The organism is Snodgrassella sp. B3800 (genome assembly GCF_026535865.1).
GTDB classification, from domain to species: domain Bacteria; phylum Pseudomonadota; class Gammaproteobacteria; order Burkholderiales; family Neisseriaceae; genus Snodgrassella; species Snodgrassella alvi_E.
Genome location: NZ_JAFNPH010000002.1, coordinates 178563 through 193772, shown reverse-complemented (window position 1 = coordinate 193772; position 15210 = coordinate 178563). Strand labels below are relative to the sequence as shown.

Below are 15210 nucleotides of genomic sequence, written 5' to 3'. Positions count from 1 at the left end.
AAAATAATGCAGTTTTCTGATATAGAAAGAGTGGCGTCCAGTTAGTCTGTTTCTTTAATAGTGTCAGCCACGATTTCTGGTGTCTCACGGGAAGGCTGCTTTTTCTCCTTATATTTAATCACGGCGCGATCTAGTTTATCCATAAGACAGTCAATAGCTGCATACATATCATTGTCTACACAATCAATATGAATGTCCTTGCCAGAAAGATGTAAATTGATTTCTGCTTTTTTCTGAACTTTTAATACTGAAAATGTAACGGTGGCACTGATTACCTGATCCGCATGGCGGCTAATGCGTTCTAGCTTGTTTAGTGTGTAATCCTTTAAAGCAGGGGTTACATCCAGATTCTGTCCAACAAATTTAAGATTCATAGCCTGACTCCTTTTAATAAAAGGTTTTAGTGAAGACCAAACAAACTTTAAAGAAGGTAAACAGTTAATTAGTAATTCTTAAACTTTACTTTACGTTGGTGCGCCGGCGGAATTTTCAAGGCCTCACGATATTTTGCCACTGTACGCCGCGCCAGTTTAATTCCTTGCTTGGCTAGCTGGCTGACCAGATAGGCGTCAGAATAGGGATGCTTTGCATCTTCTTCGTTTATCATGCTTTGCAGCAAAGACTTAATTGCTGTTTGGCTGTTGCCTGCACCATCATCCGTAGCGGCTACAGATTGGCTGAAAAAATACCGCAGAGGAAAAACACCCTGAGAGCAAGTAAGGTATTTCTGATTAATGGCGCGGGAAATGGTACTTTCTGCAAGCTCAAGTGTCTGTGCCGTTTCCTTAATGGTTAACGGAACCAAAGCCAGCGAACCGAAACTGAAAAAATCCTGCTGTTGCTGCACAATCCATTCTCCCAGACGTTGCAGGGTGTTTTTGCGCATCTGCAGACTATGTAGACAAGTTTGAGCTTCCTGCCACTTGTTTTTACACATGGTATCAATTTCTGGATGCGGCTGTTGTAACAAATTTTCCGCAGCTGGCTCAATCCGCAATTGAGGAAACGCATTACGCAGAATACGAATCTGCCAGCAGCCATTGTTATCAGCAAATACTTCCATATCTGGGCGTATTGCGAGAATACCGTGGCCATCTGGTAAACCATAACAGGGGAAAGGGTTGAGGCAGCTAATCAGTTTGCAGGCTGCTTCGAGTGTGGCGGTAGAAAACTGTGGTAGTTGCCGGCATAGCTGTTTGAATTGATGGGTACTTAGCCATTGTCCGAAATAGTCGCGGATTAATAACCGTGCACAGTTTTGAATGTTTTTTTTATTTGCATCGTGGGAGTCTGGCAGGTTATCCACCTGCAATAGTAGTGATTCCTGCAAATTACGTGCGCCCACACCGGCTGGTTCAAACTGTTGCAGAATAGAAAGAGCATGAGCAAGCTCGGTTTCATCCAGCCGCCATTCCAGTGGTGAATTTTCTACAAGGTCAGTTAGACTGCAATCCAGATATCCCTGTTCATTTAAATTATCAATCAAAAAATAAACTTGTGCTGCTGTGTCTACATCTAAATCAAATTCGCATACCTGCCGGCGCAGCAGCGTATACATATCGGGTTCATCCGCCAGCGTTTCCCAGATATCGCTTTCATTTTGTATAAAGCCATGTTGAGGAGGCTGTACATATTGAGTCTGAGGGCTAATATCTTCAGCTGAATTTTCAATTTCTTCCAGAAAAGGGTTATCAGCCAACCAGCCTGATACCAGTTCCTGTAATTCCAGTGCAGATAATTGCAACACCTGTAAAGATTGTTGCAGTCTGGGGCTAAGACGATTGGTAAGATTGAGTTTGAGTTGAGCGGCAGGCTTTTGCATACGCACCTAATACTCGAAATGCTCACCTAAATAAACAGCGCGTACCTGCTCATTATTAACCAGCTTCTCCGGTACGCCGGAAGCCAGAACGCTACCCTGATTGATAATATAAGCTCGGTCACAGATACGTAGTGTTTCACGTACATTGTGGTCGGTAATCAGGGTGCCGATACCGCGTTGTTTCAGGAAAGAAATCAGATTCTGAATATCTATCAGTGCAATTGGGTCTACTCCGGCGAATGGTTCATCCAGCAGAATAAAGCGCGGATTCATCGCCAACACCCGTGCAATCTCTGCACGGCGGCGTTCACCACCAGACAGCGAAAGAGCAGTATTATTACGTAAATGTTCTATGTGCAGGTCTGCCAGTAGTAATTCCAGCTGTTCTGCACGTTTTTCCGGCGGATAGCTGATTTCCAGAATTGCATTGATATTCTGTGCTACCGTCATTTTACGGAAAATCGAAGCTTCCTGCGGCAGATAACCCAGACCCAAACGGGCGCGCTCGTAAATCGGCCGATGTGTTATATCCTGACCATCCAGCGTGATGCAGCCACCATCAGCTGCAATCAGTCCCACAATCATATAGAAGCTAGTGGTTTTACCGGCACCATTTGGTCCCAGTAAGCCGATTACCTCACCACTGTTTACTTCCAAAGCAACATCGTTGACTACTTGTCGCTGTTTAAAACTTTTTTTCAGGCCGCTGACACAGAGCTGGCTTTGCGGCGCAGTAGGAGTTTCATTCATGGGATTGGCTTATTTCTTTTTCTGTTGCGGTTGGATAATCACGTGTACACGCCCTTTAGGCGCGCTTTTCACCGTATAAACCTCAGTATTGGTGTTATAAACAATCACAGCACCACGAGCCATATCTCCCCCGCGGTTTACCTGAGCGTTGCCTGTAATAGTAACAATGCCACTCTGGCTTTCGTAATGGACATTATCGCCGTGACCAAATACCATGCCATCTTTTTCCAGCTGCTGACCAAAAGTTGCCGGTTTGCCGTCTGCAATGATGGTTTGGTTGCCGGCATTATCTTTGTGGGCGGTAACACGGGCAGCATTCATATACATCGTGCCCTGACGCATCTTAACATTACCAGTGAATACCGTTGTCTGATTCTGTTTGTCCAGAGAGCCCTGATCAGCCTCAATCTGTATTGGTTGTTGCCGGTCACTGTCCAGAGCCCAGAGGGGCATGCTGCCAGTCAGCAGCATCATGGCTGCTAGAACTTTACCACTAATGTGAATGCGGATCATAAATAATAGCCCTTACACGCGCGGGAAGATTTAAAAAACCACGCTGTTTGTCATATTCAAAACCTTGTGATGTCCCACTCGACATACCATACCGGTACGCAACCGGCGCATCAGTTTTAATTACCTGAGTCTGAGTATCTACATGTAAAATACTTGTTTGCAGTTGTCCTTCCGGTTCATCACCCACTTGGTGTTTGAGCCAGTTTACTTGACCAAGCAAATCTACTTTACGGCTGTCGGTGTAATATTGGCCGCTCTTGGCTTGAATCCGGTACAACTCAGTACCATTTTTGTACAGACTCATATCGGGATTATCGATATAAATCACCGTCTGCTGAGGAAACTGCCGTGCAGCAGAGGCTTGGATGGATTCACTCAGCTGGCCGTTATCATCAAATCTTTCACCGTGAATAGTATTGATAACGTATTTCGGTTCTTTCGGATTGAGCGGGATTTCCACTGTCTTAACTTCAGTAATGCGGTCAAGCCAGAAACTTACACCGCCAAGCGCCACTGCCAGAATCAGTGGAAACGCCCAGTTACCGCGGCTGCGAAGCACGCTCATGCCAGATACCCCGCCATTTCCGCTGCCATAAACCCTTGTGCATCCAGCAGTAAATCACATACTTCACGTACTGCCCCAGCACCGCCGGCAGCCTCAGTGACATAGTCAGCATGCTGTAATACCAGTGCATGTGCATTTGGCACAGCCACAGCCAAACCACAGTGCTTCATCACCGGTAAATCCACCACATCATCTCCAATGTAGGCACATTGCTGTTCTGAAAGTTGCAGTTGTTCCAGCAGTTGCTGATAACAACTGCGTTTATCAGAAATTCCTTTAAAGTAATGTTTAATACCCAGTTGCTGGACACGAATGCCAACCGAGGCGGCATCGCGTCCGGTTATAATAGCGGTCTGAATTCCGTGCCGGTGCAGCATTTTCAGCCCATGCCCGTCTAGAGTATGGAATGCTTTGATTTCTTCTCCGTTATCTCTGATAAAGATACGGCCATCAGTGAGTACACCGTCTACATCCATAATAAACAGCCTGATCTGCTTTGCAGCCTGTAATCGTGCAGTAGCCGACATCATTGCATTCATCAACATACCCTTAATATCACTCCTCAACGCGCCTAAACAATACGCGCCTGCAATAAATCATGCATATTCAGCGCGCCTACAGGATGATTCAGTTTATCAATCACCACCAAACCATTAACTTTGTTTGTCTGCATGGTTTTTAAAGCTTCCGTCGCTAGCCGATCCGCCGTAATGGTTTTTGGTGCGTGGCCCATCACATCGGCCATCACCCAGTCTTGCAATTGCTGATTGCTTTGAAACAGACGGCGTAAATCGCCATCTGTAAACAAACCACTAAGTTGCCCGTTACCATCTACCACAATCAGCATACCCAAGCCTTTTTCGCTCATGGTTACGATTGCCTGTCGCAACAGAGTATTTTCCTGAACGAGCGGCATTTCCGGACCAGCATGCATCACGTCTGCCACTGTCAACAATAGCCGTTTACCCAGACTACCGGCCGGATGGCTCAGTGCAAAATCTTCCGGCGTAAACTGGCGCGCCCGTAGCAGAGCTACCGTCAAAGCGTCTCCTAATACCATTACCGCTGTTGTGCTAGACGTTGGAGCCAGCCCCAATGGACAAGCCTCCTGTGAGACATGAGCGCACACATGTATATCAGCATGTCTGGCCATACTCGAATCATTTCTGCCGGTGATGCAAATGAGCTGTACATGTTTGCGTTTGATTGCCGGTATCAAAGCTAGGATTTCTTCACTTTCACCAGAATTAGACAGTGCAATCAACACATCGCCATCTACAATCATACCCAGATCGCCATGTCCCGCCTCGGCCGGATGAACAAAATAAGCAGGCGTACCCGTAGATGCCATCGAAGCAGCAATTTTGCGCCCAATATGGCCACTTTTACCCATACCGGTGACAATCACACGGCCACGACAATCAAGTATCGTGGCCACAGCCGCAGTAAAATGCTCATCCAGACTGGCTGCAACTTCGCGTACAGCCTGTTCTTCAATAGCAAATACTTCTTTGCCCCAGTCCAAATATTTATCCTGAATGTTCATAACACCATCTGCAGCAGAAAAACGCAAACAAAGACACAACAAATTTAACCTGATTATAACCTGATAACGGTCATTTTGTTTGCATCAGGAACTTGTCAAAATAGCCAAGCCTCGTTAGAGTAAACTTCAACGTAAACGTAACTGGTTCAATCAATTGATTAACCTTAACAAAACATATCTAACAGATATTTACCACAAGGAATAAATATGGCCGTATTAGCACAAGTCAACACACTGGGACAGCAGATTTGGCTGGACAATCTTTCCAGGAGTCTGATTCAGTCGGGAGAGCTAGCACAAATGCTGGAAAGCGGTATCAGTGGCGTGACTTCCAATCCGGCCATTTTTCAGAAAGCTTTCGCGGGTGACAGCTTGTATCAAAGCGACATCGACCACCTCAAACAACAAGCGCTCACTCCAAAACAGCGCTACGAGCAGCTGGCAGTGGCTGATGTGCAGGCTGCCTGTGATGTTTGCCTGCCACTGTATGAACGTAGTCATAGCAAAGCTGGATTGGTCAGTCTGGAAGTGGCGCCCGATCTGGCCGATGATGCACAGGCCACCATTACTGAAGCCGTACTTCTCTGGCAGCAGCTTGAACGCCCCAATGTCATGATAAAAGTACCTGCTACTGATAGCGGTATACAAGCCTTACCCACACTTGTGGCACAAGGTATCAATGTCAACCTGACCCTGCTTTTCTCTAAAGCCCAGCTACAGAAAGCATGGCAGGCACATGCCGCTGGCCTGCGCCAGCGACTGGCACAGAATCTGCCTGTTAACCGTATTCAAGTAGTGGCCAGCTTCTTCTTATCACGCATTGATAGTGCACTGGATATCACTTTGCCAGCTTCCTTGCAGGGAAAAACCGCCATTGCACTGGCTAAAACCGCTTATGCCGAATGGCAGGAATTTATTCAAAGCCGTGAATTTACCGATCTGGCGGCACAGCAGGCTGCACCATTGCGATTGCTCTGGGCTTCAACCGGTACCAAAAATCCGGCTTATTCAGATGTCTGCTATATAGAGAACATTATCGGAGCAGATACCATCAATACAGTACCAGCCAATACCCTGAAAGCATTTATTGACCACGGCCGCGCAGCAGCTACCCTTACTCAGGAAGTACAACAGGCCAAAAGCGTACTGATTGAAATCGAACAACTAGGTATTAACCTCGAATCACTTGCCAGCAGACTGCAACAGGAAGGCTTGCAGCAATTTGTCGATGCCTTTGACGCTTTATTACAACCACTGGCTTAAGCATTGATTTGAAAACATAACAGGACAGATTTGTCATTGGCCAAACTGTATCTGTTATGTTTATTCCATCTTTAAATATAAATACATCTAAAAATTTATACTTATTTGATACAAAAGATGAAATCCTCACTCAGATTTATCTGAACAATACCATCCTATTGTTTATTAGTTGCAAATTAAAAAGCCACAACAGCATAGTAACCATTATGGCTTTGATAACATTAATCAAACAACTGAATATTATTCGACTAAGACAACATTAATGCAAACCAACTATATTACCCTTAGCATCAATATCAATCTGACGGTAAGCCGGTAAAGTACCCAGACCCGGCATCGTCATCACATTACCCGCATATACACGAATAAAACCTGCACCGGCTGATACCTGCAAGCGCGCAATATCAATATCAAAATCAGTAGGCACATTTTTTAGATTTGGATCAGCACTGATAGACAACGGCGTTTTCACCATGCACAAAGGCAAATGATCCAGTCCGAGTTGGCGGATTTCCGCCATATTCTGTTGGGCCAGCTCCGACAGATTTGCTTGCCGTGCTCCATATTTCTTCGCCATAGTTTGAATTTTTTCTTCTAGCGGCATACTGTCCGCGTAGGGCAGGGTAACTGTATTATTCTGTGCACATGCCGCCACCACGTGGCGGGCTAAAGCTTGCGTACCCGCTCCACCCTGAGTAAACGCTTCACTGATTTCACAGGCACTGGCACCTTGTTCCAGTGCATACTGGCGCACATATTCTAGCTCTTCTTCATGGTCATAAGGGAAACGATTAATCGCCACAATCACCGGCAGACCATAGCTTTTCGCATTGCGGATATGCCAGCCCAGATTGGCACTGCCTTCTGCCAAAAGCGCCACATTGCATTGGCTAACTTCATTCGGCAAAGGCTGACCCGGCTTAATATTAAAGCGCCCACTATTGGATTTCAGACTGCGTACTGTGGCTACCAGCACCACACAGGATGGGGCCACACCGGTCTGACGATATTTGATATTAAAGAATTTCTCCATACCCATATCCGAACCAAACCCTGCCTCAGTAACCACATAATCAGCAAGTTGCAATCCCACCTTATCTGCCAGTACTGAAGAATTACCATGGGCAATATTGGCAAAGGGGCCAGCATGAATCAGCACTGGTGTCTGCTCTGCCGTCTGCATCAGATTCGGATTAATAGCATCTTTCAGTAGCACCGTCATTGCACCGGCTACCTCTAATTGCTCCGCGGTAATTGGCTTGCCCTGCGTATCATAAGCCAGAATAATGCGACCAATACGCTGGCGCATATCCTGTAAATCTGTCGCCAATGCCAGAATCGCCATCAGCTCTGAAGCGGCTGAAATCTCAAACCCATCTTCGCGTTCTACACCATTGGCACCGCCACCTACACCAACCTTAATTCGCCGCAAAGCACGGTCGTTATGGTCAATCACCCTTTTCCAGACAATACGGTTTTTATCAATATTCAGTCGTGGCAGCTTAGTTTGTGCCGTAAAATCTTCGCCAAGATGTTCTTCATGATATAAACGCGCGTCCAAAGCTGCTGAAGCCAGATCATGTGCAGCGGTAATTGCGTGAATGTCACCGGTTAAATGCAGATTCAGCTTTTCCATCGGCAACACCTGTGCCTTGCCACCGCCAGCTGCACCGCCTTTTACCCCGAATACCGGTCCCAAACTAGGTTGACGGATACAGGCTATAGCTTTCTGTCCAATAAAATTTAGCCCCTGACTTAGCCCAATGGTGGTCACCGTTTTACCTTCTCCCAAAGGCGTTGGTGTAATTGCCGACACCAGTACCAGCTTGCCCTGCTTGGCTTCCGGCTGAATTACCCTCAAATCTACCTTGGCCACTTCATGGCCGTAAGGAATCAGGTATTGTTCGGGGATGCCGCAGTTGCGGGCGATTTGTATAATAGGGGGTAAGAAGGTCATATTTAATATCCAGAATATCAAGCATTAATTTATGGCAAAAGTCTGATTATTAAACATTTATATTGCTAATTTTAATAATAGACATATCCAGAAAAAACATATTTTCTAAAAGTTAATTGTAGTCATAATTTATAAAGAAAAAAACGTAAATTGTACATACAACTAGAATATATTTTACTAGTTAATTTTTAAAATAAATAATCAAGATTCATTGAAAAATTGATTTAAATTAATTTTAAGAAAGAGAAAGTTTTAATATTATTAACACAACAACTGAAAAAATTTTAGAAAGAATAGAATATAAAAGTTTTGTTTTAATCTCAGTAAACAAATATTACGAATTTAACGGGAGATAATAAGATGATTGATCAAATTTTCTTTGAACAAGGGACCAAAAATTTACTTGAAGGAGTTACTGATTTTGAATTTAAAATTCAAACAATTAAATTTAAAATAGCTGATTTGATTAATGCAAAAAATTTAAATGTTTTGATGGGTGCTGGTACGAGTTCCGGGGCAATTCCAGCTATGAAAAGAATGTTAGAATTATTAGATGGAAAAATAACTGATAAGAGTTATGTGAAATTATGGAAGAAATTAAAAAAAAATAATGCAAACTTAGAAAACATATTGGGTATTTTATATTCAGGAAGATTTTATCTTGAAGGATTAAATTCACCTCGCCCAGACATTAATTCATTAATTAAGCAAATAGAAAACTTTATATTTAATGAAATTAATGTGAATGTTCATTCAAAAAAAGATACATTAGAATTATACAAGACCTTTTATTACAAACTTGCATTTAGGAATAAAAATCAGTCTAGATTAAATATCTTTACTACTAATAATGATTTGTTTAATGAAACAGCTATATCAGAATTGAATCTTAATTATAATAATGGATTTAGTAGTGGAGTTAATTCAACGTTTAATCCTGCACGCTTTACCTATACCTTTTCAAAAAAAATAGATACGGCTTTAGAAAAATATGAGCCAATAGCAGAAATGGTTTATTTATATAAGCTTCATGGTTCAATAAATTGGGTTGAAGAAGATACAGATTCATTTTTTAAAATAAAAGAAATTAAAATTAATACTCGGAAAGTCCCTGCTAATAATGTGTTAATCTATCCTACACCTTTAAAGCAAAATAAAAGTTTGGGTTCACCTTTTGCAGATTTAATTCGTGAATTTCATGATAAATTATTAATCTCGCAAAATGTACTTATTATTATCGGCTATAGCTTTAGTGATGAACACATAAATAATGTTATTTACTCGGCATTGGCCGCAAATGCTAATTTGTCAATACTAATCTTTGGAGATTATAAAGAAAATAATATTTTATCTAAAATAAATGATCCTAGAATTTATAAAGTATATGGAGAAACGGGACAAAAAAAAATTCATTATTTTGACTATATTGTCAATAAATTATTGCCTGATTTTGAAATAAATCCAGAAAAGACTTTGATGGAGCAATTCATCGAATCTCTACAAAAAGAAAAAATTAAAAGCAAATAAGCAGGAGAAATTTAAATGATAATCGGAAAAATTGTTGCCATTGATTATAATAAATTTAAAGTGCAAATATCTGCTGAAATTACTGGAAATGTTATCAATTCATTAGGAAAAATTTATTATTTTGGTAATATTGGGAGTTATTTGAAAGTTAATAACTCTATTGGTGAAACGCTTATATGTGAAGTTGTTTCCATTTTTGATGAAGATAAATTGGATAAAAATCCATCTTTTAATTCTAATAATATTCGTTCACTTATTCTTAAACCTATTGGAACAAAAACTAATAAATCATTTTCATTAGGAGTAGGAATTTTTCCCACTTTATATAATGATGTCAGTATAGTTACTCATGAAGATTTGGAAGCAATATTAAAAAGTATTGAAGAAATCGAGTTAGAGAGTAAAGTAGATTATGCTGATGGTAAACATTTTGTCCATAATGACATTTATTTAGGAGAAAGTAAAAATTTAATTCAGTATAAGATGAACGTAAATATAACAAAGTTGTTTAACATTCATATGGCGGTTTTAGGTAATACTGGCAGTGGTAAATCTAATACTATTGCCCATATATTTCAGGAGATTTATAAAAAAACCTCATATTCTGCAAAAGGTTCGTGTGTAATTTTATTTGATGTGAATGGTGAATATAAAAATGCATTTCCTAAAACTAATTATTCTGAAATAAATATACGTTACCTTAAACCGAATCTTTATCAAGATGATAAGAATCAAGATGATAAGTTTTATTTGCCTTATTTTTTATTTAATTTAGATGAATGGTGTTCTTTTTTAATGGCTTCGGATGCTACTCAAAGACCATTTTGGTCGAAAGTATTAGATGAGTGCTATAGATTTTATTCTGCTATTACAGAAAGTCAAGAACATAATAATATTATCAGAATTTATCTTTTTCATAAAATTTACGATTTTGTTTCTAATGTACTTAAAAGAGGTCTCAATGATACTGAAACGATAAATATTATCAATAATTTGGCAATTGATTTTCTTGATATTTTGAAAGAAATTAAGTCTAATTTAGATGAATCCGATTATAATGTTATTAAAGATGCTATTGAAGAATTGAAAACAAACTGTACAGTAGACTTTGGTAACAATGATAACAAAGTTCAAAAATTTTTAGAAAAAATTCAAAAAAATTATGATTCTAAAGAAGAACAAAAAGAAGTAGAAAATATTATGAATAAACAATTCAATAAAAATATTTTTTATTCTCATAAATATTTAATTTTTGCAACTAAATTGTGTTTAAATAAAGAAAAATCAATTGGTAACAACCGAATAGGTGAATACACATCTACTTTAATTACACGATTAAATGTTTTTTTAAATGATCCAGAATGCCAGTTTATGCGGGAAGAAAACTGTGAAATTAAAGTTGAAGAAAAGTATATCGAGTGGTTGTTAGGGTCAGAAAAAAAACGAAATAATTTGATTATAATTGATACCAGTGAACTATCCAGAGATTCGCTTGAAATTTTGACATCAATTTTATGCAGAATCTTGTTTGATTTTAGAAAAAAACAAGTTGGTTCTAAACGAAGAGAAAATCCTATACATTTAATTTTAGATGAAGCACATCGGTATATAAAAAAAGATTCAAGTTATCAATTTAAGGAAAATATTTTTGAAAAAATTGCCAGAGAAGGACGAAAATACTCTCTTTACTTGTTGATTTCTTCACAGCGTCCATCCGAATTGTCACCAACAGTGCTATCTCAGTGCAGTAATTTTATTATCCATCGCATCCTGAATGAGCGAGATATAAATTATATCAATGCTATTTTGCCATATTTATCAGATGATATAAGTAGTAAAATTAAACTTTCAGCACCTGGAGAAGCTGTTGTTTTTGGTAACTGTGTTCCCATGCCGATGCATATAAAAATTCAAAAAGCAAATCCTGAGCCTAATAGCCAGAATTGTATCATCCATGAACAATGGTTTAAAAATTAATTAAATGTTTAAATTTAATTTATATTCTTCATTATTTAGTAGAGATTGTTTGTGAGGATTTTATAGAATGGTCCCGCCGACAGGAATCGAACCTGTATCGCACGCTTAGGAGGCATGTGTTCTATCCGTTGAACTACGGCGAGACTTGTACAATGAAGGGCTATAGTCAAAAGCGGCTATAGCCCGCTATTTTATGAGATTCGGGCTAAAGATGCCAATGCTAAATCGCGCATAGCTTGTGTGGTTTCATTAGCAGGTAAATCATTTAGGCAGCTTACGGCTTTATCTATCGCTTTTTTGGCTTGCGCAGTGCAATAAGCCAGCGCATCTGAATTCAGTACGTGGTCGTGGATTTTGTCGAAGTAGCTGCGGTCGGCATGTTCCAGTGCGTGGCGCACATCGGCCGCGGCAGCAGGGCTGCCTTGGTTGAGCAGGTAAATCAGGGGTAGGGTAGGTTTACCTTCGGCCAGATCATCGCCGACATTTTTGCCGATGGTGTCTACATCACCGGTGTAATCCAGTACATCATCAATAATCTGGAAGGCAGTGCCCAGATAGGTACCGTAGTTTTTTAGTGCCAATTCCTGTTTGTTGCTGGCGCCGGCCAATATGGCGCCCACTTGTGCCGCTGCCTGAAACAATTTGGCGGTTTTGTATTCAATTACTTGAATATACTGCTCTTCGGTGACGTCGATATTGCCGATATTCATCAGCTGCATCACTTCACCTTCGGCGATGATGTTGGTGGCTTCAGCCATGACTTCCAGTATACGCAGGCTGCCGGAACCTACCATCAGCTGAAAGGCGCGGGTATAGAGAAAGTCGCCTACCAGTACGGCGGCGGCATTGCCAAATAGATTGTTGGCAGTTTCACGGCCTCGGCGCAGATCGCTTTCATCTACTACATCGTCGTGCAGCAGGGTAGAAGTGTGAATAAATTCCACCATAGCAGCAAGGGAAAATAGTGGGTCTTTATCATAGCCCAGTGCCTTGCCGGCCAGAATGGTGATAATCGGCCGCAGGCGTTTGCCGCCGGCGCTAATTATATACTGGCCGATTTGGGAGATAAGAACGACTTCGGATTCGACAGCACGGTTGATGACCGCATTAACGCGGCTTAGGTCTTCGGGCAGGTGTTTTTGGAAATAGGGCAGGTTTTCAAGCATGTGTATGTGTTTCTGCAACGGATTTTGGTGGTGTGTTTTAATCAAAATGTGCTGTTTGCTACTGAGCACTATTGCTTAATATTATACTTGAAATTAATTTAGGGGATAGAAAAGTTAGATTGGGTAAATTCTGATGATTTCTTGCTTTGGGGGAATTCGGATAAATTGGGCTGAAACTAAAGCCAGCTAATGCTGTCTAGATCAATCAGGGTATGTTTATTCATTATTTTCTGAGTAGAGTTTTCATTTATCTATCTGTTTTTATAAGAATAGTAATTGGATTTGTGAGTTGTGATTACAAAATAATTTATTTCAACGCTGAATAGTTTTTGTGGCTTTGGGTGTGAGTGAGATTACATGTATCAATTTTGCTATAGGACTGTATATCTTTTGTACATGTAGTTTGAACGTATTTGTATTAGGTTTTGTTTTATGCTGGCGTGAAGGAAAGGAAGCTTTTTATTGATTTTATGTTTTGGTATTGGTTGGCTACGTGCAATATATAAATTTTTTAAATTACGGGTTGGCTGGTTGAATTTTTTATGGTTGTGTTAATCAGACAATTTTTTTGTTTCTTTAAATAAAAAGTTTACAACATATATTAAAAAATGTATTGTAATCAATGAGTTTATTTAAACTCTTTACTTTAGCCAAAGGAGTATCATTGTGAAAAAATCTGTGTTAACTGTTTTGGGTATTTTAAGTTTGAGTGTTGCTTCTTTTTCTTGTTATGCAGGTAATCCACCTGATAAGGGTGGCGTGCATATCAGCTTGTTTAAATCACCTTCTATCGCTAATCCGATTGTTAAATTACCGCCTTCAAAGTGGCTGCCATGTGATTTATTGAGAGTTAATTGGTGTGCTTTCAAAAATGGTCCGACAAAAGTTATCGACCCTCTGGAACCTCAGCCGCCTGTGGCCTATTAATTTTGTCGGTGGCATAAATTTTTAGAAATTGAAATCTTAAATACATCTTTCTTTTTGATTGGAAAGATGTATTTTTTGTTTCTTCTGTGCTTACAGCAGTTTTTCTGTAGGTATCGATAGGTTTAACGAGGGCCAACTGACGTTTCTTTTGACCATTTTGCTATGAAATTCTGAGCTAACATAGTTTGCTGTGCGGTGATTAATCAAGGCTTTAAGAATAAAAGAATTTAGTTTTACTCAATTGCTTATAATTCATTTTAAAAGCAATCTTTTTGCGGTTGCTTTTGGTGCTTGTTTATTCAGTTGGTGTTTATTTCTTTTAAATTTTAGTTAATAACGGTTGCTGGTTTTTATCACTGTTTATGATTGGTAACATTATGTATTATGGTTTACTGAAAACTGCTGCGGTAGCCATCTTCTGCGCTTATACAACGTTGTTATTGTTTTGACAGTTAATTCCGTGGTTGTTATAATCGCCAATTCCGTTTTGTGCGGAAATTTAGTTTTTGTTTTTTAATTGAATTCCTATTGGAGTTGAGTATGTACGCGGTCGTAAAAACCGGCGGTAAACAGTATAAAGTTGCCGTTGGCGAAAAATTAAAAGTAGAACAGATACCAGCAGAACTCGACAGCCAGATCGAACTGAATGAAGTTTTGATGATTGCTGACGGTGAAGCGGTGAAGGTGGGTACGCCTTTTATTGAAGGCGCTAAAGTAACCGCTAAAGTGGTTGCACATGGCCGTCACGATAAAGTACGCATTTTCAAGATGCGTCGTCGTAAACACTATCAGAAACGTCAGGGCCACCGCCAGAATTTTACCCAGATTGAAATCGTGGCGATTGCCTAATTGAGTGAAGGAATAACAGAATGGCACACAAAAAAGCAGGCGGTAGCTCCCGCAACGGTCGTGATTCAGAAGCCAAACGCTTGGGCGTTAAAGCCTTTGGTAATGAGCTGATTCCGGCTGGTTCTATTATTGTTCGTCAGCGTGGTACTCGTTTTCACGCCGGTGAAAACGTAGGTATGGGCAAAGATCACACTCTATTCGCGAAAGTGGATGGTTATGTGGAATTTGCTGTGAAAGGCGCGTTGAACCGTAAAACCGTAAGTGTGCGTCCATATACTGGCGCAGACGAGTAAGTTTTTACAGTTATTAAGCCCTGCCTGTCTGGCAGGGCTTTTTTGTTGGGACGCA

The 15210-nt window shown here is 40.5% G+C and carries 15 protein-coding genes and 1 tRNA gene; 6 read left to right on the top strand and 10 right to left on the bottom strand.

Features of this window, described 5'->3' with window-relative positions; translation table 11 throughout:
* Nucleotides 1-41: 41 nt before the first annotated feature.
* The 7 genes from hpf to J3U64_RS04895 all read right to left on the bottom strand — a co-directional run bounded on the left by hpf (nucleotide 42) and on the right by J3U64_RS04895 (nucleotide 5196).
* Complete coding sequence (gene hpf, locus J3U64_RS04925; protein WP_100140417.1) at nucleotides 42-374, bottom strand: ribosome hibernation-promoting factor, HPF/YfiA family; 333 nt, start codon at nucleotides 372-374, stop codon at nucleotides 42-44.
* Nucleotides 375-442: 68 nt separating this feature from the next.
* Nucleotides 443-1822: an RNA polymerase factor sigma-54 gene (rpoN, locus tag J3U64_RS04920; protein ID WP_267408506.1), complete on the bottom strand. Its 1380-nt coding sequence runs from the start codon at nucleotides 1820-1822 to the stop codon at nucleotides 443-445.
* 6 nt (nucleotides 1823-1828) lie between these two features.
* Complete coding sequence (gene lptB / locus J3U64_RS04915; protein WP_267408505.1) at nucleotides 1829-2572, bottom strand: LPS export ABC transporter ATP-binding protein; 744 nt, start codon at nucleotides 2570-2572, stop codon at nucleotides 1829-1831.
* Nucleotides 2573-2581: 9 nt separating this feature from the next.
* Nucleotides 2582-3046: a lipopolysaccharide transport periplasmic protein LptA gene (lptA, locus tag J3U64_RS04910; RefSeq protein ID WP_370387856.1), complete on the bottom strand. Its 465-nt coding sequence runs from the start codon at nucleotides 3044-3046 to the stop codon at nucleotides 2582-2584.
* Between the two features lie 19 nt (nucleotides 3047-3065).
* Nucleotides 3066-3650, bottom strand: a complete 585-nt coding sequence (gene lptC / locus J3U64_RS04905; RefSeq protein WP_100157281.1) for an LPS export ABC transporter periplasmic protein LptC — start codon at nucleotides 3648-3650, stop codon at nucleotides 3066-3068.
* Nucleotides 3647-4180 carry a 3-deoxy-manno-octulosonate-8-phosphatase KdsC gene (gene kdsC, locus J3U64_RS04900; RefSeq protein WP_267408571.1) on the bottom strand — a complete coding sequence of 178 codons (534 nt, stop codon included), beginning with the start codon at nucleotides 4178-4180 and terminating at the stop codon, nucleotides 3647-3649. Before kdsC ends, lptC begins: the two co-directional genes overlap by 4 nt.
* A 41-nt stretch (nucleotides 4181-4221) precedes the next feature.
* On the bottom strand, nucleotides 4222-5196 hold the full coding sequence (locus J3U64_RS04895) for a KpsF/GutQ family sugar-phosphate isomerase (RefSeq protein ID WP_267408504.1): 975 nt from the start codon (nucleotides 5194-5196) through the stop codon (nucleotides 4222-4224).
* Nucleotides 5197-5403: 207 nt separating this feature from the next.
* Here J3U64_RS04895 and tal point away from each other — a divergent pair, with 207 nt between their 5' ends.
* Nucleotides 5404-6459, top strand: coding sequence for a transaldolase (gene tal / locus J3U64_RS04890; protein WP_267408502.1), 1056 nt, complete (start codon nucleotides 5404-5406; stop codon nucleotides 6457-6459).
* 259 nt (nucleotides 6460-6718) lie between these two features.
* Here the strand turns inward: tal and J3U64_RS04885 are convergent, their stop codons facing one another.
* Nucleotides 6719-8416, bottom strand: a complete 1698-nt coding sequence (locus tag J3U64_RS04885; RefSeq protein ID WP_267408501.1) for a formate--tetrahydrofolate ligase — start codon at nucleotides 8414-8416, stop codon at nucleotides 6719-6721.
* 360 nt (nucleotides 8417-8776) lie between these two features.
* Here J3U64_RS04885 and J3U64_RS04880 point away from each other — a divergent pair, with 360 nt between their 5' ends.
* On the top strand, nucleotides 8777-9943 hold the full coding sequence (locus J3U64_RS04880) for an SIR2 family protein (RefSeq protein WP_267408500.1): 1167 nt from the start codon (nucleotides 8777-8779) through the stop codon (nucleotides 9941-9943).
* A gap of 15 nt (nucleotides 9944-9958) precedes the next feature.
* A complete protein-coding gene (locus J3U64_RS04875; protein ID WP_267408498.1) occupies nucleotides 9959-11920 on the top strand; it encodes an ATP-binding protein in 1962 nt (653 codons plus the stop codon).
* A 68-nt stretch (nucleotides 11921-11988) separates the two neighbouring features.
* Here the strand turns inward: J3U64_RS04875 and J3U64_RS04870 are convergent.
* Nucleotides 11989-12063: transfer RNA gene (locus J3U64_RS04870), tRNA-Arg, on the bottom strand.
* A 48-nt stretch (nucleotides 12064-12111) separates the two neighbouring features.
* Complete coding sequence (locus J3U64_RS04865; RefSeq protein WP_267408497.1) at nucleotides 12112-13086, bottom strand: polyprenyl synthetase family protein; 975 nt, start codon at nucleotides 13084-13086, stop codon at nucleotides 12112-12114.
* Between the two features lie 666 nt (nucleotides 13087-13752).
* Between J3U64_RS04865 and J3U64_RS04860 the strand changes: the two genes are divergently transcribed.
* The 3 genes from J3U64_RS04860 (at nucleotide 13753) to rpmA (ending at nucleotide 15155) form a co-directional block, all read left to right on the top strand.
* Nucleotides 13753-14013, top strand: coding sequence for a hypothetical protein (locus J3U64_RS04860; RefSeq protein ID WP_100140407.1), 261 nt, complete (start codon nucleotides 13753-13755; stop codon nucleotides 14011-14013).
* Between the two features lie 540 nt (nucleotides 14014-14553).
* A complete protein-coding gene (gene rplU, locus J3U64_RS04855) occupies nucleotides 14554-14862 on the top strand; it encodes a 50S ribosomal protein L21 (RefSeq protein WP_025331258.1) in 309 nt (102 codons plus the stop codon).
* Nucleotides 14863-14882: 20 nt separating this feature from the next.
* Nucleotides 14883-15155 (top strand): 50S ribosomal protein L27, encoded by a 273-nt coding sequence (gene rpmA, locus J3U64_RS04850; RefSeq protein ID WP_025331257.1) that lies wholly within the window; start codon nucleotides 14883-14885, stop codon nucleotides 15153-15155.
* Nucleotides 15156-15210: the final 55 nt, after the last annotated feature.